Here is a 25394-nt window from a genome sequence, read left to right as displayed (position 1 = left end):
CGCGGTCAAGGGGGCGCGCCAATGAAGGGCTGCGAGGAGGTACTGGCGCATCGTGGAGGCCAGGAAGCGGGCGATCCGTTGCCCGTCGTCCTTGTGGTGGCGGTGGCTCTCGTCGACGTCGACGGGCGGGTTTTGCTCGCCCAACGTCCAGCCGGCAAGCCGATGGCCGGGCTCTGGGAATTCCCCGGCGGCAAACCCAAGGACGACGAGGCCCCGGAGGCCGCCCTCGTGCGCGAACTCGAGGAAGAACTCGGCATCGATACCTCCGAAAGCTGCCTTGCCCCGCTCACCTTCGCGTCTTACCGCTACGAACGGTTTCACCTTCTCATGCCGCTTTATGTCTGCCGGGTATGGAACGGGACAGCGAGAGGGAAGGAGGGGCAAAACCTCAAATGGGTACGCCCGGAGCGCCTCGGCGATTACCCCATGCCGCCTGCGGACGCTCCGTTGATCCCCGTGCTTCAGGAACTGCTCTAGTGTGGTGGATTTGAAGTTCCTGTCATTTTGGTGGTATGCGCGTTTAGGAACTTCAAATCCGAATACCGCACTAGATACAAAATATTGCTAGTGTGGCTTTGAATCCGAAGTTCGCTCACTCCCGCACCCAAGATGTGGCGAATTTCGGATTCGCCACACTAGCCATGCTGCCGTCGCACTCGGTCTATGGCGCAAAGCCCCACTTAATATTAGCATTGTGTAATGCATTGGGCGTGGGGATACCTCAAGCGGAAGCTTCACTGGACCTTGCCGCTCGCGATCATGGCGGTCGCTTTAGCCGGCTGGTATAGCGAACCTGCAATCCTCACCCAGCTCCGATTCCTCGTCTTCGACAGCTATTTGCGCATGGAGCCGCGCGCCTATGAGCCAGCACCCGTGCGCATCGTCGACCTCGACGACGAATCCCTCTCGCGCCTCGGCCAATGGCCGTGGCCGCGCACGCTCGTCGCCAAGCTCGTGGATCGCCTCAATGAGTTAGGTGCTGCGGCGATCGTGTTCGATATCGTCTTCGCCGAGCCGGACCGTACCTCGCCAACGCGCCTGCTCGCGGACCTGAGCGCCTTGCCGGCTGACGATCCAGCGATATTGCGGCTCAAGAGCTTACCCGACCACGACGAAGTGCTTGCCGAAGCGATGAAGCGCGCCCGCGTTGCCACGGGCTTTGCCCTCAACCAGCGCACCGGTACCCGCGTGCCCGCCGCCAAGGCAAGCTTCGCCTTCGCCGGAGACGACCCCCATCCCTTCGTGTTCCGATTTCCGGGTGCGGTAACGAATTTGCCGATCCTCGAGGCAGCCGCAACCGGCAACGGTACCTTCACCGATCTTGTCGAGTTGGACGGCATCACGCGCCGCGTGCCGCTTCTTCTTGCGATGGGGACCCGGATCTATCCCACCCTCGCCGCGGAGGCATTGCGGGTGGCGCAAGGGGCTAAGACGGATATCGTCAAATCCTCGGGTGCGAATCAGGAAACGGCGTTCGGCGCGCACACCGGCATCAATTCGATCAAGATCGGCGACCTGATCGTGCCAACCGATGGGAACGGCCGGCTCTGGGTGCACTATACCGGCCACGTGGCGCAGCGTTTCGTGCCGGCTTGGAAGGTCTTCGAGCCAGGCTTCGACAGCAGTCTGATCAAGGACAGCATCGTCTTCATCGGCGCAAGTGCTGCCGGTCTGCTCGACCTTCGCTCGACCCCGCTCGATCCGGTCGCACCCGGCGTCGAAGTGCATGCGCAGCTCGTCGAACAGATCCTGCTCGACGATCACCTCAAGCGGCCCGACTGGGCGCCGGGGCTCGAACTCCTCTACATGCTAGGCCTCGGCCTCTTCCTCACCGCGCGGCTGCCCAAGGTCGGCGCACAATGGGCTGCACTCGTCGGTGCGGGGGCGCTGGTAGCGGCGGTCGGCGTCTCGGTCTACGCCTATAGCCAGTACAAGCTCCTGCTCGATCCCGTGACTCCCTCGCTCGTCGTGCTTCTCGTTTATCTTTCGTCGTCCGCCATTCTCTATCTGCGCACCGAAGCGGAGCGCCGACGCGTGCGAACCGCGTTCAGTCGATATTTGGCGCCTGCCATCGTCACGCAACTCGCAAACCACCCTGAAAGACTTAAGCTCGGCGGCGAAATGCGCGAGATGACGCTCATGTTCTGCGATATTCGCGGCTTTACCACGATCGCCGAGGGCTTCGACGCTCACGGCCTGACGCGCTTCATCAACAGCTTCCTCACACCCATGACCGATCTCATCCTCGCCTCCGGCGGGACGATCGATAAATACATGGGCGACGCGATCATGGCGTTCTGGAACGCCCCACTCGACGATCCGGCACATGCGCTCAGCGCTTGCCGCGCCGCACTCAGCATGCGTGCCGACCTCGTCCGCCTCAACGACGAGTGGCGCCACCAGGCGCAAGCCGAGGGCAAGGCCTTTCACGAGGTGCGCGTCGGCATCGGCCTCAATACCGGCGTCTGCTGTGTGGGCAACATGGGATCGGATCAGCGGTTCGATTATTCGGTCCTAGGCGACGACGTGAACCTCGCCTCGAGGCTCGAGGGTCAGTCGAAGACATACGGCGTCGACATCGTGATCGGCGAGACGACCGCGGCTTCGGCGTCCGCACTCGCGGCATTGGAACTCGACCTCATCCGTGTCAAGGGCAAGACCCAGCCGGTCCGCATATTCGCGCTCCTGGGCGATGAGACGATGTCGGGCAATCCGACCTTTTCAGCGCTCAAGGCGGACCACGACGCCCTCATCGCGGCTTATCGCGCCAAGGATTGGGCGCGGGCACGCCAAGCGCTCGAAGCGAGCCGTGCCGAAGCGCCGGAAATGCTTCAGGCGTTCTATGGGGTCTATGAGGAACGCCTTGCGGATTTCGAGAAGGCCCCTCCGCCGGCGGACTGGGACGGGGTTTACGTGGCGCTCACGAAGTAGCCATCATTTCGGGCGAAAGCCGAATAAAGTAGGGCCGGGAAAAATTCCCGGCCCTAGGCGTCTTGCAGGAGGAGTGAGGTTCCCGGATTGAAGGACCCGAATGAAGGAGGAAGGATCGGGGCTACAATCTAACCTTAACCCTAAACGGGCCGCGGCCTGCCCTCAGTGACCTGGGTCACAGGCCTGGAGGAAATTTTCACCCGGCTTAAGCGCTGTGGCGGTCGGAAATCGATCACCTCACCCGACTTCGTCGGCGATCTCTTCGACGGCCGCCTCGAGCCCCTCAAAATCGAGGACGACGAGGGCATCGTGTTCGCGCTTGAGCAGGCGATGCTTTGCAAGCTCGCCGAGGACACGGGCGACGGTTTCGCGCGTGGTCGAAACACGACTGGCGATATCCGAGTGGATAGGAATTGGGCTTATGCGCGCCGTGCCGTCGCTCTTGAGATTGGGCCGCGCAAGACGCACGAGTTCGGCACAAACTCGATCGTGGGCCGCTAGCGTGGAGAGGTCCATGATCCGCCCGGTGGAGACGCGGATTATCTTCGCCAGGCGACGCATGATGGCGAGGGCGAGCGTTGGATGCTCGGTCACCATCGCTCGGAAAGTCTCGGGCGGCATTATGGCCAGCACCGATTCCGTCAAGGCCACGGCACTCGCGGAGCGCGGTTTGCCATCGATCGCGGCGAGCTCGCCGAAGAAGTCCCCGGCGTGGAGATCATCGAAGCTGATCTCGCGGCCGGAGAGCGAGAAATTCACGATCCTTACGCTGCCTGCAACGACGAAAAACACCTCGTGGGTGTCGCTCGAGCGATCGATAATTTGCTCTTCGGGTTTGCAGCGCCGCCAAGCGCACCGATGTTCGTAGTCCACACGAACTTTTTCGGGGATTTCATCGAAAAGTGCGATCGGCTTGAGCGTGTGGGCAATTTCTTTGGTTTTCGGCATCCTGATCCCCCTCATTGGAGATCGCCGCGCCTCGGGCTGGCGCCGAGGAACGGGCGGGGTTTTTTGAGTGGGCAATGATGCGCCCTGGTGGCCGACGGCGCTAAAAACAACGACCGGCGACTCATCGTGCGAATAAAAGCAGCCGCTCCCGGCCCGATTATAGGCTGCCTGCCCGGCAATAGAAAACCACACAATGTGCCCCCTGGCCGACGGTCGAGAAAACAAAGCCTCCGGCCGTTCGCATGGACGCGGGCATGAGCCGGCATTCGGCGATTGACGAGCCTTAAAGGCTCTGGTCCACTCCCGCGCCATGACAGCGGAACTTTACAAGATGACCGCGCGCGAGGCGGTTCGGTCCCTCAAGCGCGGCGATGTCTCGCCGGACGAACTCATCGATGCGGCCCTTGCCCGCATCAAGGCGACGGATCGAGCGGTCAACGCGCTCCCCACGCTCTGCCCCGAGCGCGCGCGCAAGTACGCTTCCCGAGTTTCGCGCGGTTCCCTGCTCGCAGGCCTGCCCATCGCAATCAAGGATCTCGTCGAGGTTGCGGGCGTGCGGACGACTTGGGGCTCGCCAATTTTCGCGGATCATGTTTCGCAGCATTCCGATGTCGTCGTCGAAACCCTCGAACGCAATGGCGGGGTCGTGGTCGCAAAATCGAACACGCCCGAATTCGGGGCCGGCGGGAACACTTTCAACGAAGTGTTCGGCCCGACGCGCAATCCTTGGAACACGGTGCTGACGGCCGGGGGTTCGTCGGGCGGGGCTGCGGTCGCCCTCGCCGTCGGGCAGGTTTGGCTCGCCAACGGTTCGGATCTTGGCGGTAGCCTGCGCACGCCAGCCAGTTTCTGCGGCGTCGTCGGCCTGCGACAAAGCCCGGGCCTCGTGGCGCACGGGCCCAAGGCGGACGCGTTCGACACGCTCGCGGTAGACGGGCCGATGGCGCGCAATGTGGGCGATCTCGCCCTCATGCTCGACGCCATGGTCGGCGCCGACCCCCGCGATCCGCTTGCCGTGCATCCGCCCGCACGCTCCTTCAGCGACCATGTCGCCGCACCCACGATGGCGAAGCGTATAGCTTTCAGCGCCGACCTCGGCAGCCTCCCGATCGCGCGCGAGGTCAAGGAAATCTGCACCAAGGCCGTGCGACGCTTTGAAGGGTTGGGCGCTTCCGTCGAGGAGGCGTGCCCCGACCTGCGCGACGCGGGCGCCATCTTCCAAACATTGCGTGCTGCCAAATTCGTGACGGGACATGCGGAAAAACTCCTCAAACATCGTAATCGGTTGAAACCTGAGATGATCTGGAACATCGAAAAAGGCCTCAAGCTTTCGGCCGAGGACATCGGGCGCGCCACCTTGGCGCGGAGCGCCCTTCTCAACCGCATGGCCGCGTTCTTCGCCGATTACGATTTGCTTGCCTGCCCTGCTTCAGCCGTCCCACCGTTTCCCGTGGAGCAGCGCTACGTCGAAGAAATCGAGGGGCACAAGCTCGACAACTACATGGACTGGCTGACAATTGCGTTTCCGGGCACGCTGGCCGGTTGCCCGGCTATTTCAATACCCTGCGGCTTCACGGCAGATGGCCGACCTGTTGGTCTCCAGATCATTGGCCGTCCGCGCGGGGAGGCCGCCCTACTCGAGGCGGCGGCAATTTTCGAGGCCGATGCTGGCCTTGCCCAAAAACTGCCGATCGATCCCCGAATCGGCCATTCTTAGCATCTGCGAAACTCGCTTCCATCGGCGATACTTCACAGGCGCTAAAGATAAGTTATTGGAATAGCTTGAATCTGTCTTTCATGATAGCTCGAACGCCCTAAACTTCTTTGCCTTTTTTCATAAATTATTTACAGTGCGCCGCAATATAATATTGCGGCGCATCACGTGCGGGCGCCTGACGCACAACGAAAAGGGATAGCCCAATGGCCTTGGAGATGGTTGACGACCGGCGGCAAGCGGCACTTGACGAGCTGCACGGTTATTACATTGAGGATCTGAAGACCGGCATGAACGCGCTTTACGCGCGCACCGTGACCGACGCGGATATCGTGCTATTCGCCGGCATCTCGGGCGATCTCAATCCGGTTCACCTGAACCATGAATTCGCAGCCAACACGATGTTCGAAGGACGCATCGCGCACGGCATGCTGACCGCAAGCTTCATCTCGACGGTGCTCGGCACGAAGCTCCCCGGTCCGGGCTGCATCTATCTCAATCAAAGCCTCAAATTCAAAGCGCCCGTGCGCTCGGGTGACACCGTCAATGCGAGAGTCACGATTACCGCAGTCGACATCTCGAAGCGTAAGGCGACGCTTTTGACGGTTTGCACGGTGAACAACCGCGTGGTGCTCGAGGGCGAGGCCCAGGTCATGGTGCCTTCCCGCGCTGGCGCCTGACGCGTCACGTTTAGTGCGGCAAACATGACGACCCGCTCGGTTCTGGCGCGGCGGCTCAATCCGGTAAAAAGCATTTAGACTCGCGAAGGCGCCCTTTCGTCGCGGCACGCCGCGGCGATGGACGCTCGGCCCCCGCATCGCTATAAGCCAAGCACTGCCAAGGTGCTGGAGATCGAGCGGGTTCCGAAGCCATGCGCGTGTTTCGTCACTACTCGGAGCTACCGGAAAATGCGCGAGGTGCCGTCGTTGCAATCGGCAATTTCGACGGCATTCACCGCGGCCATCAAGCCATCATCGACGAAGCTGGAAGGATGGCGCGGGGTATGGCCGCACCGCTGGCCGTCCTGACCTTCGAGCCCCATCCAAGAAGCTTTTTCCGCCCCGACCAGCCTCCATTCCGCCTTACACCGTTTCGGATCAAGGCGCGTCTGATCCAATCGCTAGGCGTCGACGAGCTATTTGTCCTTAGCTTTGACGAAACGCTCTCGAGGCTCACCGCGGAGCGTTTCGTCGCGGACGTGCTGGTCGCCGGCCTCGGCATCCGCCACGCGGTCGTCGGCGACAATTTCGCGTTCGGCCACAGGCGCGGCGGTAACGCCGAAATCCTTGCGTCCCTCGGCGAGATCGCCGGTTTCGGCGTCACTTGCCTGACCCGAGTGCGTGGGCCGGCGGAGGAGATATACTCGTCGACGCGCGTGCGAGATTACCTCCAGGCCGGCAATCCAACGCGCGCAGCCCTTCTTCTCGGCCGCTATTGGGAGATCGAAGGGCGCGTTCAACCCGGCGATCGGCGCGGCCGCGTACTTGGCTATCCGACGGCCAATCTCGCACTCGATGGCTTCCTCGAGCCTGCGCGTGGGGTGTATGCCGTGCGCGCGGGCATCGACCGCGGCCATGAAATCCAGTGGCATGCCGGTGTCGCCAACTTGGGCGTGCGACCGATGTTCGATGGCAACACGCTTCTGCTCGAAACGCATCTCTTCGACTTTTCAGATGAAATCTATGGTCGGCATCTCCGGGTCGCACTCGTCGATCATCTCAGACCGGAGATGAAGTTCGACAGCGTTGACGATCTGATCGCCGAAATGACAGAGGACAGCCGTCGCGCGCGCATCATCTTGGCGTCCGAGCGGTGGGAACACAATTGGCCGGCAACGCCGTTCCGGCCTGCCAAGGAAAAACCGAAAAAGGCGCCATGATCTGACTGGAAGGTTCGAATTCATGATAACAGGAGAGCATCGGGACACCGATGCGCAAGTCCGTCAGCAGACGAGCGGCCTTACAGTGGCGATTACGCTCGCCGTCATTCTTCTCGATCAGCTTAGCAAGTGGTTCATCGTCGAGCGCGTGATGCAGCCCCCGCGCGTCATTCCGCTTCTTCCGTTCCTCAATCTCGTCCTCGTGTTCAACCGAGGTATCAGCTTCGGGATGCTCCGCGGCGAGGAGTCGTGGGCGCCTTGGGGCCTCTCCGCCCTGGCGCTTGCGGTTGTCATTTGGCTCTTCATTTGGCAGCGCCGGGCGGCCAACCGATGGATTTCCATAGCTGTCGGCTTGATCGCGGGCGGCGCCCTCGGCAACGTGGTGGATCGGCTTTTCCAGCAGGCAGTGACCGATTTCATCGATTTTCACTGGGGCGAATACCACTTTCCGGCATTCAATCTGGCCGATTCCGCAATAAACGTGGGTGTCGCCGTCCTGTTGGCCGAAGCCTTGTTTAGCCGGCGAGAAAGCCGTAAAACTTAAGGTCGCCGATGGGGTGCCCAGCGAGGTCACAAAGGGCAATTTGGCAAGAGGGTTCGAGGTCGATGAGGAAGGGAAGTAGTCTAGGGGCTCTGATTGCAATCCTGGCCCTTGCCGGTTTGGGTGCGTGCGATTCGATCAAGTCTGCGGTCGGGATCGGCGACGCGAGTGCGCGCCAGCAAAACCTCGACGCGCCAGACGAGTTCAGCACAAAGCGCCCGCCCTTAACGCTTCCACCCGATTACAGCCTCCGTCCGCCGTCCAGTGCGAGCGGGACGAGCGATTTTACGGCCTCCCAGCAAGGCCGCCAGGCTGTGTTCGGGCTCAACCAGGACAAGGAAGCGAATGTGCAACGCAAGGCCGGCCGCACGCTCGGTGAATCGGCGCTTCTGCAGCATGCGGGCGCCTCGTCGGTCGATCCAGCCATAAGGCAAAAGGTGGACAAAGAGACCACTAATCTTTCCAACCAGGAGAATGCCTTCGTTAACAACCTCGTGAAGCCCGCCCCTGAGCAGGCGCAGGACCCATCGAAGAAGTCGGACTCCGGCTTCCTCGGCGGCATATTCAACGATAACAACCAGCCGACCATGGAGCGTCAGGACACGAGCGGCGGGGTGTTCTAAGCGGCGGCAGGGTGCCGCCAGAAATCGTTGCGGGACGCGGCTAAGGGCCGAGTCTCGATTTCGCATGCGCTTCTGTGAGAGCTACACCGCGGTGCTGAGCGCGTCGGCCCGCCAATGCCGCCGCACAATTTGAGAGGTCTGGTTTGAATCATCGGCGGCGCTCGAGAACTGAGCTGAAAAAACCCCGACCTGCCGCGTCGCCGATTGCGGCGCTGGGGACGAGCGCAATCCCTCGGCTTGATTTTCCCGGCGGTATTCACGGAGTCGCCTACCGGCAGATTGCCGACGCATGCTTCGAGACTCGAATCGGCCGCCGTGGCCTTTCCGAAGCGGAGTACACCGCCGCCCTCTCAGCGACCGCTCCGGTACTTGAGCGTTTGCGCGCGCAGTATGCCGATGGCTTTCCAATTCTCCGGCTACCCGAAACCCGCGACGACCTGGCGCTCATCGAAACGCATGCTCAGCGTCTGCGCGCGTCGTTCAGCGAGCTTGTGGTCCTCGGCACCGGCGGGTCGAGCCTCGGCGGACATTCGCTTGCTGCCCTAGTCGATCAAGGCTTCGGCCCCCCGCCCGGGGCGCCACGCCTCCACTTCCTGGACAACATCGATCCCGAGCGGTTCGAAGGCCTCTTCGGTTCGGTCGGCCTGCGGCGTACCGGATTTCTTGCCATCTCGAAATCGGGCGGCACACCCGAAACGGTGGCGCAATTCCTCGTGTGCCTCGCGGGACTGCGAGAGGCGGTGGGTGAAAAAGATGCCGGCCGTCACTTCACGGTGATCACCGAGCCCGGCGACAACCCTATGCGTCGGTTGGCCGAGCGTTTCGGAATTACCGTGCTGGATCACGATCGGGAGATTGGCGGGCGTTTTTCGGTCCTTTCGCTGGTGGGCCTCTTGCCAGCGCGGGTCGCTGGCGTCGACATCGCCGCCGTGCGAGAGGGAGCGGTGCCGATTGTCAAATCGATGCTCGCCGCATCGACGCCGGCGCACTTTGCACCAGCGGTCGGTGCCGCGATCACGGTGGCGCTTCAGAACAATCACGGACTTTCGACGACCGTAATCATGCCCTACGTGGACAGGTTGGCGGCCTTCGGCATGTGGTTCCGCCAGCTCTGGTCGGAAAGCCTGGGCAAGAACGGCAAAGGCATGACACCTGCGCGTGCCCTCGGCACAGTCGATCAGCATAGCCAGCTCCAGCTCTATCTTGACGGTCCAGCCGATAAGATGTTCACGCTCATTGTCGCGGCGGAGGAGGGCAAGGGTCGACGAATTCCGCACGACCTGGCGGCGGACGGGCGCCTCGACTATCTCGCCGGCCGTACCATGGGTGACCTCCTTTCCGCGGAGCAGCGTGCGACCCACGACACGCTTGTCGCTGCGGGGCGGCCGGCCCGCGTCATTGCCCTCGACACAATCGATGAACGATCGCTTGGGGCGCTGCTCATGCACTATATGTTCGAGGTTATCATCGCTGCCGACTTGTTGGACGTGAATCCTTACGATCAGCCCGCCGTCGAGGACGGCAAGCGCCGGGCGCGCAGTTACCTCGCGGCAAAAAACGTCTAGTGTGACGAATGCGAAATTCGCCACATCAGGTGCGGGACCGTGAGCGAATTTCGGATTCAAAGCCACACCCGTAATATGTTGTATCGAGTGTGGTATTCGGATTTGAAGTTCCTAAACGCGCGTACCACCAGAATGACAGGAACTTCAAATCCACCACACGAGCGCGGAGGATCGTTATGGCATTGCGCGTGCTGCCGACCGATCTCATTAACCGGATTGCGGCCGGCGAGGTGATCGAACGTCCGGCCGCAGCACTCAAGGAGTTGATCGAAAATTCCCTTGATGCAGGAGCGCGGCGCGTAGACGCGATGCTGCGCGAGGGCGGGCGCACACTTATGACCGTGACCGACGACGGCTGCGGCATGACCGCCGAAGATTTGTCGCTTGCGGTCGAGCGCCATGCCACCTCAAAGCTTCCCGACGACGATCTTAGCCATATTGCCTATTTCGGATTTCGCGGCGAGGCATTGCCCTCCATCGGCGCCGTAAGCAGGATGACCCTTACAAGTCGTGTCCAGGGTGCGAGCGAGGCGTGGAGCCTTGCCGTCGAGGCCGGGGTCAAAGGCCGGATCCAACCGGCGGCTCACCCGCCAGGCACGCGCATCGAAGTCCGCGACCTCTTTTTCGCAACCCCTGCGCGCCTCAAATTCATGAAGGCCGAACGTACCGAGCTGCACGCGGCGATCGACGTGGTCCACCGGCTTGCCATGGCTCATCCCGCCGGCGAATTCACCCTCTCGGACGGCGAGCGCGCCGTCGTGCGCCTCTCGGCAGTCCAGGGCGACCTCCTCGATGCGCAGCACGGCCGGCTCGGCGCCATCATGGGGCGCGAGTTCGCGGACAACGCCCTCAAGATCGAGGCGCTGCGCGAGGGCATTCGGCTCTCCGGACACGCGGCGGTGCCGACCCTCAACCGCGCCACGGCCCAACACCAATATCTTTTCGTCAACGGCCGCCCCGTACGCGACAAGCTGCTGGCTGGCGCCGTGCGTGGCGCCTATCAGGACTTTCTCGCGCGGGATCGCCATCCGATGCTCGCCCTCTTTCTCGAGCTCGAGCCGGCATTGGTCGATGTCAACGTCCACCCGGCGAAGGCCGAGGTACGGTTTCGCGATGCGGGGTTGGTGCGTGGACTGATCGTGAGTGCGCTCAAGCACGCGCTCGCCGAAGCGGGTTACCGTGCTTCGACCACGATTGCGACTGCCGCTCTCGGCGCGTTCCGTCCAATGACACATGTGACGCCTCACACGGGTGCGACGACGACCGGATTTGGGCACACAGGCACCGGGCACACAAGCTACGGCCGGCAAGCGGCGACTCCGCCGCGTTATTTCCAGCAGGGCCTTGCAGAGGCGGCGGCAGGTTACCTCGCTCCAGTACCGGAGCACAAAAATCAACTCCCTGGCGTCACGACGGCCCCGGCGGCGAAAGCGGGGGAAGCAAGCGCGACCGCCGGGGAAGAACCTGTTGAGTACCCCCTTGGGGCACCTCGCGCGCAACTCCACGAAACCTACATCGTGGCCCAGACCGCGGACGGAATCGTCATCGTCGATCAGCATGCGGCGCATGAGCGACTAGTCTACGAGCGAATGAAGCGCGCCCTCGAAACGACGGGGGTCGCGCGCCAGGCGCTTCTGATCCCGGACGTCATCGAGCTCGATCCCGCTGCCGCCGAGCGACTCACCTCCCGCGCCGCGGAGCTTGCGGAACTCGGCCTCGTGCTTGAGCCTTTTGGCGAGGGTGCGGTTGTCGTTCGCGAGGTTCCAGCACTCCTTGGGGCATGCGATGTCCAGAGTCTCGTGCGCGACCTCGCGGACGAGCTCGCGGAACTCGGCCAGGCCCTGTCCCTCAAGGAAAAGCTCGGCGATGTGTGCGGAACGATGGCGTGCCATGGCAGCGTGCGGGCCGGCCGTCATCTGTCAATTGCCGAGATGGATGCACTCTTGCGCGAGATGGAGGTCACACCGCACGCCGGGCAATGCAATCACGGTCGTCCAACCTATGTCGAGCTCAAGCTCGCCGATATCGAGAAGCTCTTCGGCCGGCGATAACGCTTTCGACGTCCCCGACGCTCACAGCGAAGACTCGGTTTTCGGCGCAGCATGCCGCAGGAAGAGGATTTTGGTTCCACCATAGCTTCGCTCGTCCTCGGCGACGAAACCTTCCGGTATGGCAAACGGTTCGCGATGATCGAGTTCGACAACCGCAATCGCAGAGTCGACGATCCACCCTGCGGCGGCTAGGGCGGCAAGAGCGGGTGCTGCGGCGGCGGTGCGATAGGGTGGATCGACGAAGACGAGGTCGCGCGGCGTCGGGTTGCCGCGCACCTTCGCCGGCAGTGGCGGCTTCAAGGCGTCCCCTTGCACGAGCGTTGAGCGCTTTTCTTCGCGAAGGCTGGCGACGTTGCGCCGGATGCATTCAAGCGCACTCAGGTCACGATCGAGAAACACGACGTCGGCCGCTCCGCGGGACAGGGATTCCAGACCGAGTGCGCCGCTGCCCGCGAAGGCATCGAGCACATGCGCACCCTCGAGTGGGGAGGTGCCATCGGCACGCGCGAATTTGCCATGCGCGAGGATATTGAAAAGGTTCTCACGTACCCGATCCGACGTCGGGCGAACCGAATCGTCCGCAGGTGCTGCAATCGACCTGCCACGATGCCTACCCGCGACGATGCGCACGGCCTGCGACCTTGGTGCGAAGCGTCTTGTAGATCGGGCCGAGCTGGTTTCCCAAATGCCCCCGAGGCACTTCCTCGACCCCACCGCGCTCGAGTTTCCCCAACTCGAAGGGGCCATAGGCCGTGCGAATGAGCCGGTTCACAGAAAGCCCGAGATGCTCGAGCGCCTTGCGCACTTCGCGGTTCTTGCCTTCCCGCAAGATCACCGTGAGCCATACGTTCGCCCCTTGAACCTTGTCGAGACTCGCTTCAATGGGGCCGTATTCGAAGCCGTCGACCGTGACGCCGCGCCCGAGCGATCGCAGCGATTTCTCGTCGATGGCGCCAAAGGCGCGTGCGCGGTAGCGCCGACGCCAGCCCGTGGACGGCAGCTCAAGATGCCGCGCAAGCTCGCCATCGTTGGTCAAAAGCAGCAACCCCTCGGATGCGATATCGAGCCGGCCAACGGCGACAAGTCGCGGCAGCCCCGGGGGAAGCCTTTCGAAAATCGTTGGACGTCCCTCGGGATCGCGGTTTGTGGTCACGAGGCCCCTTGGCTTGTAGTAACGAAAAAGCCGCGGGGGTTCCGCTTGGGGGAGAGGATTGCCGTCGACGGTGATGATACTGTCGTCGGTCACCACGACGGCGGGTGTCGTCAACACCTTTCCATCTACTGCGACACGTCCCTCGTCAATCCAACGTTCGGCATCGCGACGCGAGCAGAGGCCGGCGCGCGCAAGCCGTTTGGCGATGCGCTCAGCTTTGGCAAGCTCGTGCTCAGGCATGCCCAGCCGGCGCTACGCGGCGGCGGCGACGAAGGCGTCTAGGATCCGGCCGTCCCCGGGGCTGATGAGGTATTCGGGGTGCCATTGCACGCCGAGGCAGAAGCGATAGCGCGGATGCTCAATGCCCTCAATGATGCCGTCGTCGGCGGTCGCATTGACGATCACATCGCGTCCGACATCCTTGGCAGCCTGGTGGTGCGCTGAATTGACGGCGAGCGCCTCCGATCCCGTGATTCGATAAAGGAGCGTTCCCTTAACGACGTGCACGACATGGCCTGGCTCAGTGCGCGGATTTGGCTGCTCATGGGCGAGAGCATCGTCGACTTCCGCGGGGATATGCTGGATGAGCGTTCCGCCGAGCACGACATTGAGGAGTTGCTGACCGCCACAGATGCCGAGGACCGGCATATCGCGCTTGAGCGCACCCTTGAGGATCGCGCTTTCAAAGGCCGTGCGGCCGTCCTTCGTTTTCACGGTCGGGTGTTTCGTTGTCGCTCCGAACAGTGACGGATCGACGTCGAAAGCTCCGCCCGTCACCACAAGTCCCCGGAGCCGATCGAGATAATCTTCCACGCGATCGGGGTCGTGGGGCAATAGGATAGGCAGACCGCCGGCCGCCGCAATGGTGTCGGAGTAGTTCTGTCGCAAGGCGTACCAAGGCAGCTTGGAATAGCCGCCGGGCGGCTCGGAATCGAGGGTAAGGCCGATGGCTGGGCGGGTCATGGGGCGCAATGTAGGGATTGCCGGGCAGGAGTGCAATCGGGAGGGTGGCTCGACCGGGGTAATCGCCCGAAATCGATAGCCCTGGTGGCTTGACGCCGCGGTGCGGTGCTACCATGGTTTCGCCATGACCGCCGCAGCACAGGGCCTCATGTCGCTCGCCCTCGACTTTGCTGAGCGGGCCGGCTTGCAGGGGGAAGTGCCGGTCGGCGCCGTCCTTTCCGATGCGCGCGGCAACGTCGTGGCCGCATCCGGCAATCGGATGGTTGAGCTCGTCGATCCTACGGCGCATGCCGAAATGCTGGCGATCCGGGACGCCTGCCGCATACTCGGCCAATCGCGACTCGAAGCGTGCGATCTTTACGTGACACTCGAGCCCTGCGCGATGTGCGCGGCTGCCATTTCATTCGCGCGCCTTCGCCGGCTCTATTTTGCGGCTTATGATTCAAAGGGTGGCGGAGTCGAGCATGGCGCGCGCTTCTATGCCCAGCCGACCTGCCACCATCGCCCCGAGATTTACGGCGGGATCGAGGAAACCCGCGCGGGAGACCTGTTGCGCAGGTTTTTCGAATTGCGTCGTGCGGCGAAGCTATCGGTTGCGGTCGACGAACCGTGACCGCCACACCAACGCGAGGGAGTGAGCAATGGAAGAGCGTATACGCTATTACAGCGTGGCCCCGGATGCGGTCAAAGCGATGCGTGGCGTACAAGCCTATGTCGACGGGTGCGGCCTTGAGCATTCGCTCTTGGAACTTGTCAAGCTGCGCGCTTCGCAGATCAACGGCTGCGCCTATTGCGTCGATTTGCACACGCGCGACGCACGCAAGGCCGGCGAGACGGAGCGCCGCCTCTATGCGGTCGCTGTCTGGGAAGAAGCGCCTTTTTTCACCGCGCGCGAGCGCGCGGCACTCGCCTGGACCGAGGCCGTGACCCTCATCGCAAGGGACCACGTGCCGGACGCGGTCTATGAAGAAGCTCGCGAAGAATTCAGCGAGAAGGAACTCGTCGATCTCACCATGGCAATCGTTGCGATCAACGGCTGGAATCGAATCGCGGTCTCTTTCCGCCAACAGCCCGAAATGCCCAAATCGACGCAAGCAGCGCAATGATCTTGGATTCGAAGGGCAGGTTTCGTCCAACGGCTCTTTCTTGGAGTGCGTGAATATGGTCGAGGTCAAGGAAAAAACGAACAAGGTGAAGGTCGACAAGGTGATAAAGGATGACGCCGAATGGCGGGCGAAATTAACCCCGCTCCAATACGAGGTGACCCGCCGCCAAGGGACCGAGCGCGCATTCACCGGCGAGTTCTGGAACACGAAGACGCCTGGCATCTATGTCTGTGTTTGCTGCGGTCGGTCGCTCTTCGATTCGAACACGAAGTTCGATTCGGGCACGGGATGGCCAAGCTTCTGGGCGCCGGTCGACGGAGACGCCGTCACCCTCAAAACCGATCGCAAATTCTTTATGACGCGAACGGAAGTGCTTTGCAGCAAGTGCGATGCCCATCTCGGCCACGTGTTTCCGGACGGGCCGCAGCCGACGGGTGAGCGCTACTGCATGAACTCCGCTTCGCTCAGGCTGATCGAAAAGAAGTAGCCGCGGGCTACCGCGAGGGCGGGCCCTTGAGCTCGACGCGGTTGCCCTCGGGGTCGTCGAGATAGATCGAGGGGCCTACGCCGTCGGCGCCGAAGCGCGCCTGTGGCTCCCCGTGCTTAATTCCGTGGGCATGCAGATGTGCCGCGATCGCGTTCGGATCGAAGGGATCGATCCTGAGGCAGAAATGGTCCAAATTGCGCCCTTCCTTGCCGGGTGCGGCCCCGCCTTCCCGCCCGATCTTGCCGCCAATGTCCACAAGATCGATGAGGGTGTTCCCCGCGCGAAGCTGGGTGAGACCGAGATCGGCCTGGACCTTTTCGACCGTGCAACCGAGCACGTCGCAATAAAAACGCTCGACCCGGGCCGAATCGCGCACGCGCAGAACCACGTGATCGAGCCCACGAATGCCGAATGGAATGGCGTGCTTCATGCCCGCCTCACGTGAAATTGGCACTATTAAGTGACATAAGCCCGTCGGCGCGGCTCGTCTAGAAATCCCGATCGTCGAGCTTTTTACGGTCGAGGGCGCGGGCCTGCCGTGCTGTTTCCAGGCTGTCCCGGTCTTTGGCGGCCCTCGTGCGGCCAAAGCGCAGGCGGTTTTGGGCTGCCTGGCGCTCGGACTCAGCCCGCGACTTGGCTTTGCGAATTTTCCGAAGGTTGACGATTTCGGCCACGGGCCCAGCTTGCCGCAAGCGGCCAAGGCCGGCAAGGCTCCGCCTTTGTGCTAGGCGGCGGAGGGCTCGCGGTAACGGGAAGCAAACGCCGTCAGGGAGAGGATGCGCGGTCCGTCCTCGAGGATCGTGCGCTCGCTCTTCTCGTAGCTCACCATGAAGCGGACGTGGGGTATGCCGAGCGGGTCGCTGCAGAGCGAGAGGACACGAGCGGTCTCGGTGACCGCACCGGGTTGAGGGTGACGGAAGGCGGCTCCTTCCGAAATTTCAGGCCGCTTTTGGCGTTGCCAGATGCTCATTGGCGATGCGTCCCCGACGCGTGCGAATAAAAATTGGCCCGAATCAAGCCTGAACCACGGTTATTAAGGAATGGTTAACGCGGGGAACTCAATTTTAGGTTATGTCGTGGCGGTTTGAAGGAAGTTGCCCACGAAAAGCGACCGTTCGGCAATAAAAATCGGCCCAGAACAATGGCTTGTGAGAAAGATCGCTTGGCGGCGGAGGATACAAGCGCGCTACAGGGCGTGTGACAATTCAGGGGCGTTTGGCGACAGGCGTAATTCTTGTTTACCGCCGCAGGCTGTCCCTGACGTGCGTTCAGTGACGGTGTGGTTGCTCCTCGCTCGCGATGCTTACAAATGGCTTGCGGGTCAAACGCACGAACACCGTGAAATTCCGCCCGAAGAAATGGCGAGTGGGAGCGTGTGAAATCAATCACGCAGGCGGCAGCAAAGTGCGTGCTACAACTTTTTCCACGGCTTGGAGACGATGCCGTGGAATTACAGCCCGCCGAGCGTAGGATTGCCGCCGTCTTGGCTGCCGATGTCGCCGGCTACAGTCGGTTGATGGAGGCGGACGAGGAGGGGACGCACTCACGTCTGAAAGCCCACCGCCGCGAGCTGATTGACCCGAAAATCAGGGAACACCACGGGCGAACGGTCAAGTCGACCGGCGACGGTGTACTCGTCGAGTTCCCGAGCGTCGTCGAGGCGGTGCGTTGCGCTATCGAAGTGCAACACGGCATGGTCGAGCGCGACGCGAGCACGCCGAAGGACCAGCGGATGGAGTTTCGCGTCGGCATCAATCTCGGCGACGTTATCGTCGACGAGGAGGATATTTACGGCGACGGCGTGATCATCGCCGCCCGCCTGGAAAACCTGGCACGACCAGGCTCGATCAATATCTCCGGCACAGTGTTCGACCAGGTCCAAAACAAGATCACGCTCCCGTGCAAGTTCCTCGGCAAGCAGCGGGTCAGGAACATCACGGAGCCCGTGCGGATCTATCGGCTGCGATTGGAGCGTCATCGCATTGCAGCCGCTCGGCAGTCGCAGCGAACCAAACTGATCGCGGGAGCGGCATTTCTCATTGTGATCGGCGCCGCCGGTGCCTTCTACATGCAGCATGCTGCATCCGTCATTGAAACCGGCTCGACACCGAGTGCTCCCCAGTCCGCCGTTCAGGCCGCATCTTCGCTGCCTGAATCCACGAAGGACCTGCCGCCGCTCGACGCCCAAGTTTGGGAGGCAATCCGAAACAGTGCCGATCCAGCGGATTATGAGGCGTACCTACGGCTGTTCCCGACCGGTGCTGTCGCCGAGCTGGCGCGGCAGCGCCTGTGGGTGCTCACGCCGGAATCTCCGCCGCCAGTCAGTACGACCGAGCCGATCCCGGCCGCCCCGAAATCGAAGCCTCAGCAGCAGGCCGCGGCGAACAAAACAAGTGCGTACCCAAGTCCAACACACGTGCCGCCGGCCTCTACGGGTGCCTCGACTTCGACTACGCCGACCCCCGCACTGAAGCAGCAGGCCGCGGCGACTAAGACAGTTCCGTCTCCGATGCCGGACCGCGAGGCGCCAGTTCCTGTGGGCGCCTCGACTTCGACCGCGCCGGTCCCCGCACCACAACAGCAAGCCATCGCTGTAGCGCCGACTTCTCCTGCTGCTTCGATCGCCCCGTCTCAGCAACAGGTATTGGTCGCGCCCGATGTAAGCAAAATAGTCACGAGCTCGCCTTCTCCCAACAAACTATATGACGGCGCATGGAAGGGGTCTTCTCTTCGCGGCAACTGCCAAGCCGCAGGTTACTGTGATGGGGACATCATGGTAACGGTCGCTAACAACACAGTATCCGGGCAACTCAAAGGTCAGAGGGGTCAAATGTCGTTTTCGGGGAACATTGCTAGCGACGGCTCGTTTACAGGAAAAGTTGGAGAGATGCCGGTATCGGGCAACTTTGACAAAGACAGGTTCCGGGGCGTTATCAGGTTAGGGGTTGGAAGTACCAGTGGGGGAATTGCGGTTTTGCTCGAACGCATTAAGTAGCAGGGAGCGAGCGGCACCCCCTGCCCCAGCGTTGGGAGGTGTGAATGTTCAAGGCACAATCGAGGACCGCGACAGCGACCGCCCAAATCGGCCTTCTGGTGGGAGCAGCGGCGCAAAAGATCGATGAATCCGCAAGGGAGGGGCTCTCAGGCCATGACGAACCGATAGACCCCGTCGCTATCGAACTCGCGCATGAGCTGGCCGTTACCCACAAGATAGTGAAGGTGCGCCAACGCCTCGCCCATCGCGAAGGAAAGCTGGTGAATGTCGAGCGCACGGCGGAAAAGAACCGGAATTATCTCTGCACCGCTGCGGGGTGTCGCGCAGGCGTCGACCGTTCGCGCGAGCCGCTCGTCGTGGTGGTGGGCAAGGTCGTCAAGGCGCAAATGCAGGCCGCGAAACGGCAAGCCGTGGGATGGCAGCACGAACGCGGTTGCCGGGAGCGGGCGGAAATACCCGATCGAGTCGAGATAGAGTTTCAAAGGATTGCTGTCGGGTTGATCCGGCCATACGCTCACGTTGGTCGTGATCTTGGGCAAGACCTGATCGCCTGAAATCAAAACGTCGAGATCGCGACTGTAGAGGCAGGCATGCTCTGGCGCATGGCCGTGCCCGATGATGACCCGCCATGGCCGCCCATCGATCTCGATGTCGTCGTTTTCCATGAAGCGGTGATAGGTGGGCGGCACTGGCGAGACGTTCTGCGCGTAAGGATTGCCGCGTCTGAGGAACGCGTCGAGTTGTTCCGCCGCCATGCCGTTTCGCTTGTAATGGACGATGCGCTTCTCGATGTCGCCGCCCGCCCAACCCTGACGCACGAGATGGGCGGTGAGCCATTCGGCCTGGGTCGTCCACAATTCGACCGCGAATTTCTCGCAGAGCCACCCGGCGAGACCGATGTGGTCGGGATGAAAGTGGGTCACGACCACGCGTTTGACCGGCCGGCCGGCGAGGGTCGAAGCAAACACCTTTTCCCAGAGATTTCGCGTCTCGTCTCCTCGGCCGAAACCCGTGTCGACGATCGTCCACCCGCCATTGTCCTCGAGCATCCAAAGGTTGATGTGGTCGAGTGCAAAGGGTAGCGGCATCCGCAGCCAGCGCACGCCGGGTGCCACCTCGACGGTCGTACCTGGTGCGGGCACGTTCGGGAATGGAAACTCAAGCGCCTCACGGGTTGCAGTCCTGAGCGCAGGCGTGCCGTTCATTATGATCTCCGATCCGGGAATGGCTCTCCTCCGCCATCACCCGACCGGAAGCTATGCCGCACCGCGGCAAAGGTCAATTTTTCGATGGCAAATTCTGCAAGCGTTCGATGGCGCGCCAGCCGATGTCGCGGCGGCAGAAACCTTCTGGCCAATCGATAAGGTCGACAGCCTTGTATGCGCGTTCGCGTGCTTCGGCGATGGTGTTGGCCCGCGCCGTGACGCCGAGCACACGACCGCCCGTGGCGATCAGTGCGCCGTTCTTGAACGCCGTCCCGGCATGAAAGATCGCAACACCCTCGACGTTCGCCGCGGCGTCGAGATTACGAATTGTACTGCCTTTTGCGTAAGTACCGGGATAACCCTTGCTTGCCATCACAACCGTAAGGGCCGGCTCCTCGTGCCAACGCATGTCGAAAAACTCGAGCTGGCCGTCACGGGAGGCCACGAGGGCCGGGACAATGTCCGATTTGAGCCGCATAAGCAGCGTCTGGCACTCGGGGTCCCCGAAACGCACGTTGTATTCGAGAAGTTTCGGACCGACGCCGGTTGCCATGATGCCGGCATAGAGAACGCCCTTGAAAGGCCGGCCCTCCGCTTTCATGCCGGCGACTGTCGGGGCGAGGATCGTGCGCTCGATCTCCCTCTGAAGTGCCGGCGTCACGACGGGTGCCGGCGAATAGGCGCCCATGCCGCCCGTGTTTGGTCCTCGGTCGCCGTCAAAGGCGGGTTTGTGATCTTGCGCCGAGGGCAGCGTCACGAAGTGCTCACCGTCTACGAAAGCGAGAATGCTCGCCTCCTCGCCTTCGAGGAATTCCTCGATGACGAGGGAACTTCCGGCGTCGCCGAAGTGCTTCGCGAGGAGTGCTGCATCGACCGCTTCGTTCGCTTGTTCGATGCTGCGCGCAACGGTAACGCCCTTGCCGGCCGCAAGCCCGTCGGTCTTGACGACGATCGGCGCACCTCGGTCCCGAATGAACGCCTTTGCCGCCGTCGCGTCGTCGAAGCGGCCATAGGCCGCAGTCGGCACGCCCCATTTCGCGCACCTGTCCTTCATATAGCCCTTCGAGCCTTCGAGAGCTGCCGCGGCAGCCGTGGGTCCGAATGACTTGACGCCAGCCGACTCGAGCCGGTCGACCAACCCCGCAACAAGTGGCGCTTCCGGCCCGATCACAACGAAATCGATCCGTTCAGTCTTTGCCCACCGAACGATCCCGTCGAGGTCTTCGGCGGCGATCGGCACGCACTCGGCGTGCTGTGCGATGCCGGCGTTGCCCGGCGCGCAATAGATTTTATCGACGATCGGCGAAGCGGCGATCGCCCAGACGAGCGCATGCTCCCGCCCGCCCGAGCCCACCACCAGAATGCGCATGGTTCCGTCCCGATTTCACTTATTGCGCTGGTTCGATTCCGGGGCGTCTTGTAACATGAGTCCGACGATCATGACGGAAAATTCGCTCGAGTCCTCGCTCCTCCCGAACCTTCCCGAATTCTCGGTGAGCGAGCTATCTTCCCTTCTCAAGCGCGCGCTCGAGGATCGCTTCGAGCATGTGCGCGTGCGCGGCGAGATATCGGGATTCAAGCGGCATACCTCCGGCCATCTTTATCTTTCGCTCAAAGACGCCAACGCGGTTCTCGACGCCGTATGCTGGCGTGGGACGGCAGCGCGCCTCGGGCTCAAGCCCGAGGACGGGATGGAGGTCGTTTGCGCGGGGCGGATCACGACCTATCCGGGACGCTCAAAATATCAGCTCGTCGTCGAAACGATGGAGCTTGCAGGCGAAGGCGCACTGCTGAAACTCCTCGAAGATCGCAAACGAAAGCTCGCGGCCGAGGGACTTTTCGATGCGGCGCGCAAGAAACCACTCCCTTATCTTCCTGAGGTCATTGGAGTCGTCACTTCGCCGACCGGCGCCGTGATCCGCGACATCCTTCATCGCCTCGCGGATCGCTTTCCGCGCCGAGTCATCCTTTGGCCCGTCGCGGTGCAAGGGAGCGGGGCCGCCGAACAGGTTGCGGGCGCGATTGAAGGTTTCAACCGCCTCCAATCCGGCGGTACGATTCCACGTCCCGACCTTCTGATCGTTGCGCGCGGTGGGGGCAGCCTGGAGGATCTTTGGGCCTTCAACGAGGAGATTGTCGTGCGCGCTGCTGCGGCGAGTGCGATACCCCTCATCTCCGCAGTCGGCCACGAGACCGACACCACGCTCATCGATTTCGCCTCCGATCGCCGTGCGCCGACGCCGACGGCTGCGGCCGAGATCGCCGTACCGGTGCGAGGCGAGCTGCTCGCCCAAACGATGGAGAACGGCCAGCGACTGGTCCGGGCATGGAATCGCATGGTGGAGGAACGGCGCAGCCGGCTCGAGGGTCTCGCGCGCGGCCTGCCCGATCCTGTTCGACTTCTCGAACAGGCAAGCCAACGTTTCGATGACTGGTCGGAGCGGTTCATGAATGCCGCCACCGGCTTCGTGGCGCGGCGGCAAGAGCGACTCGGCAGCCTTCCCGATCTCGCCCGCACGCTCAAGCAGCTCATCAAGGCGAAGGAGCAGGAATTCTCGGCAAGTGCTGCGCGCCTGCGCAAGGCCCAACTCCTTGCCGAGATCGAGCGTCAGGGACGGGAGACGGATCGACTGGCGCTACGTTTGCGTCCGGCGACTGTGCGGTTGCTCGATCGCGTCGCAGAGCGCATCGATGGGCTCGGCAAGCGTCTCGACAATCTCTCATACCGGCGTGTTCTGGATCGCGGCTACGCGCTCGTCCGCGACTCGACGGGTGGTTCAGTCACCGCGGCCGCCGCCACTTCGGCAGGAATGGCGGTCTCGATCGAGTTTCACGATGGCGTCGCGGGCGCCGTTATCGGCAAGATGGAACCTCGGCGATCCGAAACCGGTACCCGGCGCGAAACAAATCCAAGCCATTCGGGCGCCAAGGATAAAGTCAAATCCAAGCAAGGATCGTTGTTGTGAATATACGTGTGATCGTCATCGCTTGTTCGCTCGCGGCATCGCCGGCAATTGCTGGCACGCTAAGCATCGAAGGGAAAGTGACGCAGGGTGGGCTCGTCTTCGGGGTCACCGAACCCAAGGCGGATGTGACGCTCGACGGCAAAACGGTCAAGGTCGCGGACGATGGGCATTTTGTCTTCGGATTCGACCGCGACGCGAAGCCCGAATCGATCCTCACAGTGCGCCATCCGGATGGCGAGACCGAGGAGCGCGTGCTCGCCGTCGTACAACGTCGCTACGACATCCAGCGCATCAACGGCCTGCCACCGGCAATGGTGACGCCGCCGCCCGAGATATTGAAGCGCATTCAGGACGACCAAGCGCTCCTCAACAAGGCGCGCTCCACCGATATCCGCGAGCCTCTCTTCGAGACGGGATTCATCTGGCCGGTGCAAGGGCCGATTAGCGGCGTCTACGGCAGTCAACGCATCTTGAATGGGGAGCCGCGCGCGCCCCATATGGGCGTCGACATCGCAGGGCCGGTCGGCACACCCCTCAGCGCGCCCGCCGACGGCGTCATCACCCTGGCCGAGTCCGACCTTTACCTGACAGGCGGCACGCTCATCATCGATCACGGCCTCGGCCTGAGTTCGATCTTCCTCCATCTCTCGGCGATCGAGGTGAAGGTGGGAGAGCACGTGCGCCAGGGCCAGGAGGTCGCGCGCATGGGTCGAACGGGGCGCGTTACGGGCCCGCATCTTCACTGGGGGATGAATTGGCAGACGGTGCGTCTCGACCCTCAGCTTCTCGTCCCGCCCATGCCGGCCTTGCCGGTAGACGCAGAGTCAAAACCGGCGACCGTAGGGGGCGACTGACGACGCGTGGCCGGTCTGCATTCGTTGCCGGCGAAGCCAGGTTCTCCACCCGACGACACGCGCTGACGACTCATGGATCGCAATAAGCGCAAGAAACCGAGCGCTCATTCGTGGAGATCCAGCCTTACCGCGATTTTCGTCCCTGGGGTGACGAGCTTGTAGCTTAGGCAAGAGGAAGCGTAATTTCGCTCACCTTCCGTTTGGTGCGCGACCTAGTGTGGTGGATTTGAAGTTTCTCATATTTTGGTGGCATCCGCGCTTGGGAACTTCAAATCCGAATACCACACTAGATACGACATATTACGAGCGTGGCTTTGAATCCGAAATTCGCTCACGGTCCAGCGCCCAGATGTGGCGAATTTCGGATTCGCCACACTGGTCCCTCCGGGTCAAATTCGTAAGAATGTGCTGCGGTCAGACCCTTGATCTGCTAGGTATACGCAGGGAACCCATGTGATGGATCAGACGATTCCACCCAGGCCAACTTGCCCGCATATCTTCGCGCGATCCACAGCGCCCCCAACGTCACAGTGAGGGCAATCACGATGTTGTCGCTAGGGATTTCGAAATTGGCGTACCGTTGCAAACACATTCAGTGCGATGGTTCGGCCAACCCTCGTAAGTTAGGATCGGTCACAAAATGAGGTCTGACGCTGACGAGCGCGACCCAAATGCACGAAAGTCCTGCCTCGGCGTGGATCGCCTGCTTTCCCGCTACATGCAAGAACGTTCGCCGGCGACTCGGCCGTCCCGGCAAATGACCTCGTTGGGTCGAGACACCGTAGATCAGTTGATCGAAAAAATTAGAACTAACGGTCCATATCTGAGCCATCAGGAGAAAACGCTCATCTTACAGATGCTGCCGATGGTCTCTTGCGGTGAAGAATCGGCTGTTATTTTATTTGGAATGCACGCGCAGAATACAACCGTCGATCTGCCGGCGAGGCGTATCGCTGAAGATATTTGCGTCGAGGAGCGACAACATGTGTTGCTGCTGCGGGCGCTTGAGGAAGTATGTTCGGATTGTCGTTTGGCCAACCGCACCCCAGATGCCGCAGAATTCTTCCGTCAAAATCGTGGATCGGACGCAGCAACTCGTTTCCGCGTGATTGTGGTGATAGATTCACTCACGTGCATCGTGTTGTCCGCCCTCCTGCAAGGGAAGCTCGGCGAGATTGACGTGGTTAGCAGCGTGTTGCGTCGAATTCGAGCGGACGAAGCGAACCATGTACGGCTTTGTCGTAGCTATCTTGGCCGCGAAAGAGCTGAGCCCACGCCACTCTTTGAGCAAGTGAAATCCGACTTTAGTCGTCATGTCGGCTTATTTTCTGAAGCTCTAATCAGCGCAAGGGTGAACCCCGAGGCGTTAGCGGCGCGGATACAATCCTGGCGGACTTGAAGCAAAGTGAGGGG

Annotated in this window: 25 protein-coding genes; 16 read left to right on the top strand and 9 right to left on the bottom strand. The window is 61.9% G+C overall.

Annotated elements, in window-relative coordinates:
- Positions 1 to 78: 78 nt before the first annotated feature.
- Positions 79 to 477 carry a (deoxy)nucleoside triphosphate pyrophosphohydrolase gene (locus VEJ16_09475; protein HYB09889.1) on the top strand — a complete coding sequence of 133 codons (399 nt, stop codon included), beginning with the start codon at positions 79 to 81 and terminating at the stop codon, positions 475 to 477.
- A 222-nt stretch (positions 478 to 699) separates the two neighbouring features.
- Positions 700 to 2931 carry an adenylate/guanylate cyclase domain-containing protein gene (locus tag VEJ16_09470; protein ID HYB09888.1) on the top strand — a complete coding sequence of 744 codons (2232 nt, stop codon included), beginning with the start codon at positions 700 to 702 and terminating at the stop codon, positions 2929 to 2931.
- A 237-nt stretch (positions 2932 to 3168) separates the two neighbouring features.
- Here the strand turns inward: VEJ16_09470 and VEJ16_09465 are convergent, their stop codons facing one another.
- Complete coding sequence (locus VEJ16_09465) at positions 3169 to 3879, bottom strand: Crp/Fnr family transcriptional regulator (GenBank protein ID HYB09887.1); 711 nt, start codon at positions 3877 to 3879, stop codon at positions 3169 to 3171.
- A gap of 331 nt (positions 3880 to 4210) precedes the next feature.
- Here VEJ16_09465 and VEJ16_09460 point away from each other — a divergent pair, with 331 nt between their 5' ends.
- From VEJ16_09460 to mutL, 7 genes are all read left to right on the top strand, one after another.
- Positions 4211 to 5596, top strand: coding sequence for an amidase family protein (locus VEJ16_09460; protein ID HYB09886.1), 1386 nt, complete (start codon positions 4211 to 4213; stop codon positions 5594 to 5596).
- Positions 5597 to 5799: 203 nt separating this feature from the next.
- Positions 5800 to 6273, top strand: coding sequence for a MaoC family dehydratase (locus tag VEJ16_09455; protein HYB09885.1), 474 nt, complete (start codon positions 5800 to 5802; stop codon positions 6271 to 6273).
- 191 nt (positions 6274 to 6464) lie between these two features.
- Positions 6465 to 7472, top strand: a complete 1008-nt coding sequence (locus VEJ16_09450) for a bifunctional riboflavin kinase/FAD synthetase (protein ID HYB09884.1) — start codon at positions 6465 to 6467, stop codon at positions 7470 to 7472.
- A gap of 22 nt (positions 7473 to 7494) precedes the next feature.
- Positions 7495 to 8016, top strand: a complete 522-nt coding sequence (gene lspA / locus VEJ16_09445; GenBank protein HYB09883.1) for a signal peptidase II — start codon at positions 7495 to 7497, stop codon at positions 8014 to 8016.
- A 62-nt stretch (positions 8017 to 8078) separates the two neighbouring features.
- Positions 8079 to 8636, top strand: a complete 558-nt coding sequence (locus VEJ16_09440) for a DUF3035 domain-containing protein (protein ID HYB09882.1) — start codon at positions 8079 to 8081, stop codon at positions 8634 to 8636.
- 143 nt (positions 8637 to 8779) lie between these two features.
- Positions 8780 to 10201, top strand: a complete 1422-nt coding sequence (locus VEJ16_09435) for a glucose-6-phosphate isomerase (GenBank protein HYB09881.1) — start codon at positions 8780 to 8782, stop codon at positions 10199 to 10201.
- Positions 10202 to 10377: 176 nt separating this feature from the next.
- A complete protein-coding gene (gene mutL, locus VEJ16_09430; protein ID HYB09880.1) occupies positions 10378 to 12252 on the top strand; it encodes a DNA mismatch repair endonuclease MutL in 1875 nt (624 codons plus the stop codon).
- 21 nt (positions 12253 to 12273) lie between these two features.
- On the opposite strand, the gene rsmD is transcribed toward mutL, so the two are convergent.
- The 3 genes from rsmD to VEJ16_09415 are packed head-to-tail and all read right to left on the bottom strand — an operon-like array spanning position 12274 to position 14368.
- Positions 12274 to 12882, bottom strand: a complete 609-nt coding sequence (gene rsmD / locus VEJ16_09425; protein HYB09879.1) for a 16S rRNA (guanine(966)-N(2))-methyltransferase RsmD — start codon at positions 12880 to 12882, stop codon at positions 12274 to 12276.
- On the bottom strand, positions 12863 to 13645 hold the full coding sequence (locus tag VEJ16_09420) for a pseudouridine synthase (GenBank protein HYB09878.1): 783 nt from the start codon (positions 13643 to 13645) through the stop codon (positions 12863 to 12865). Before VEJ16_09420 ends, rsmD begins: the two co-directional genes overlap by 20 nt.
- 12 nt (positions 13646 to 13657) lie before the next feature.
- Positions 13658 to 14368, bottom strand: coding sequence for a gamma-glutamyl-gamma-aminobutyrate hydrolase family protein (locus VEJ16_09415; GenBank protein ID HYB09877.1), 711 nt, complete (start codon positions 14366 to 14368; stop codon positions 13658 to 13660).
- Positions 14369 to 14516: 148 nt separating this feature from the next.
- On the opposite strand from VEJ16_09415, the gene VEJ16_09410 reads away from it, so the two are divergent.
- Genes VEJ16_09410 through msrB form a run of 3 tightly spaced genes read left to right on the top strand, consistent with a single transcriptional unit; the run spans position 14517 to position 15961 of the window.
- Positions 14517 to 14981 carry a nucleoside deaminase gene (locus VEJ16_09410; GenBank protein ID HYB09876.1) on the top strand — a complete coding sequence of 155 codons (465 nt, stop codon included), beginning with the start codon at positions 14517 to 14519 and terminating at the stop codon, positions 14979 to 14981.
- 28 nt (positions 14982 to 15009) lie between these two features.
- Complete coding sequence (locus VEJ16_09405; protein HYB09875.1) at positions 15010 to 15474, top strand: carboxymuconolactone decarboxylase family protein; 465 nt, start codon at positions 15010 to 15012, stop codon at positions 15472 to 15474.
- 55 nt (positions 15475 to 15529) lie between these two features.
- On the top strand, positions 15530 to 15961 hold the full coding sequence (gene msrB, locus VEJ16_09400; protein HYB09874.1) for a peptide-methionine (R)-S-oxide reductase MsrB: 432 nt from the start codon (positions 15530 to 15532) through the stop codon (positions 15959 to 15961).
- Positions 15962 to 15968: 7 nt separating this feature from the next.
- Here the strand turns inward: msrB and VEJ16_09395 are convergent, their stop codons facing one another.
- Genes VEJ16_09395 through VEJ16_09385 form a run of 3 tightly spaced genes read right to left on the bottom strand, consistent with a single transcriptional unit; the run spans position 15969 to position 16931 of the window.
- Entirely contained in the window at positions 15969 to 16391 is a 423-nt protein-coding gene (locus VEJ16_09395; protein ID HYB09873.1) for a VOC family protein, read from the bottom strand.
- 58 nt (positions 16392 to 16449) lie between these two features.
- Complete coding sequence (locus VEJ16_09390; protein ID HYB09872.1) at positions 16450 to 16635, bottom strand: DUF4169 family protein; 186 nt, start codon at positions 16633 to 16635, stop codon at positions 16450 to 16452.
- A 50-nt stretch (positions 16636 to 16685) separates the two neighbouring features.
- Positions 16686 to 16931 (bottom strand): hypothetical protein, encoded by a 246-nt coding sequence (locus VEJ16_09385; GenBank protein ID HYB09871.1) that lies wholly within the window; start codon positions 16929 to 16931, stop codon positions 16686 to 16688.
- A gap of 513 nt (positions 16932 to 17444) precedes the next feature.
- On the opposite strand from VEJ16_09385, the gene VEJ16_09380 reads away from it, so the two are divergent.
- The gene (locus tag VEJ16_09380) at positions 17445 to 18956 is read left to right on the top strand and encodes an adenylate/guanylate cyclase domain-containing protein (GenBank protein ID HYB09870.1); all 1512 of its coding nucleotides are present in this window, start codon (positions 17445 to 17447) and stop codon (positions 18954 to 18956) included.
- A 146-nt stretch (positions 18957 to 19102) separates the two neighbouring features.
- On the opposite strand, the gene VEJ16_09375 is transcribed toward VEJ16_09380, so the two are convergent.
- Positions 19103 to 20161 (bottom strand): MBL fold metallo-hydrolase, encoded by a 1059-nt coding sequence (locus tag VEJ16_09375; GenBank protein HYB09869.1) that lies wholly within the window; start codon positions 20159 to 20161, stop codon positions 19103 to 19105.
- A gap of 73 nt (positions 20162 to 20234) precedes the next feature.
- Positions 20235 to 21530: a phosphoribosylamine--glycine ligase gene (gene purD, locus VEJ16_09370; GenBank protein ID HYB09868.1), complete on the bottom strand. Its 1296-nt coding sequence runs from the start codon at positions 21528 to 21530 to the stop codon at positions 20235 to 20237.
- 55 nt (positions 21531 to 21585) lie between these two features.
- Here purD and xseA point away from each other — a divergent pair, with 55 nt between their 5' ends.
- From xseA to VEJ16_09355, 3 genes are all read left to right on the top strand, one after another.
- Positions 21586 to 23127, top strand: coding sequence for an exodeoxyribonuclease VII large subunit (gene xseA / locus VEJ16_09365; GenBank protein HYB09867.1), 1542 nt, complete (start codon positions 21586 to 21588; stop codon positions 23125 to 23127).
- Entirely contained in the window at positions 23124 to 23981 is an 858-nt protein-coding gene (locus VEJ16_09360; protein HYB09866.1) for a M23 family metallopeptidase, read from the top strand. The genes xseA and VEJ16_09360 overlap by 4 nt, the downstream gene beginning before the upstream one ends.
- A gap of 640 nt (positions 23982 to 24621) precedes the next feature.
- Positions 24622 to 25380, top strand: coding sequence for a ferritin-like domain-containing protein (locus tag VEJ16_09355; GenBank protein HYB09865.1), 759 nt, complete (start codon positions 24622 to 24624; stop codon positions 25378 to 25380).
- Positions 25381 to 25394: the final 14 nt, after the last annotated feature.

This window comes from Alphaproteobacteria bacterium (assembly GCA_035625915.1).
Classification (GTDB): Bacteria; Pseudomonadota; Alphaproteobacteria; order JACZXZ01; family JACZXZ01; genus DATDHA01.
This window is presented reverse-complemented; position numbering and strand designations above follow the sequence as displayed.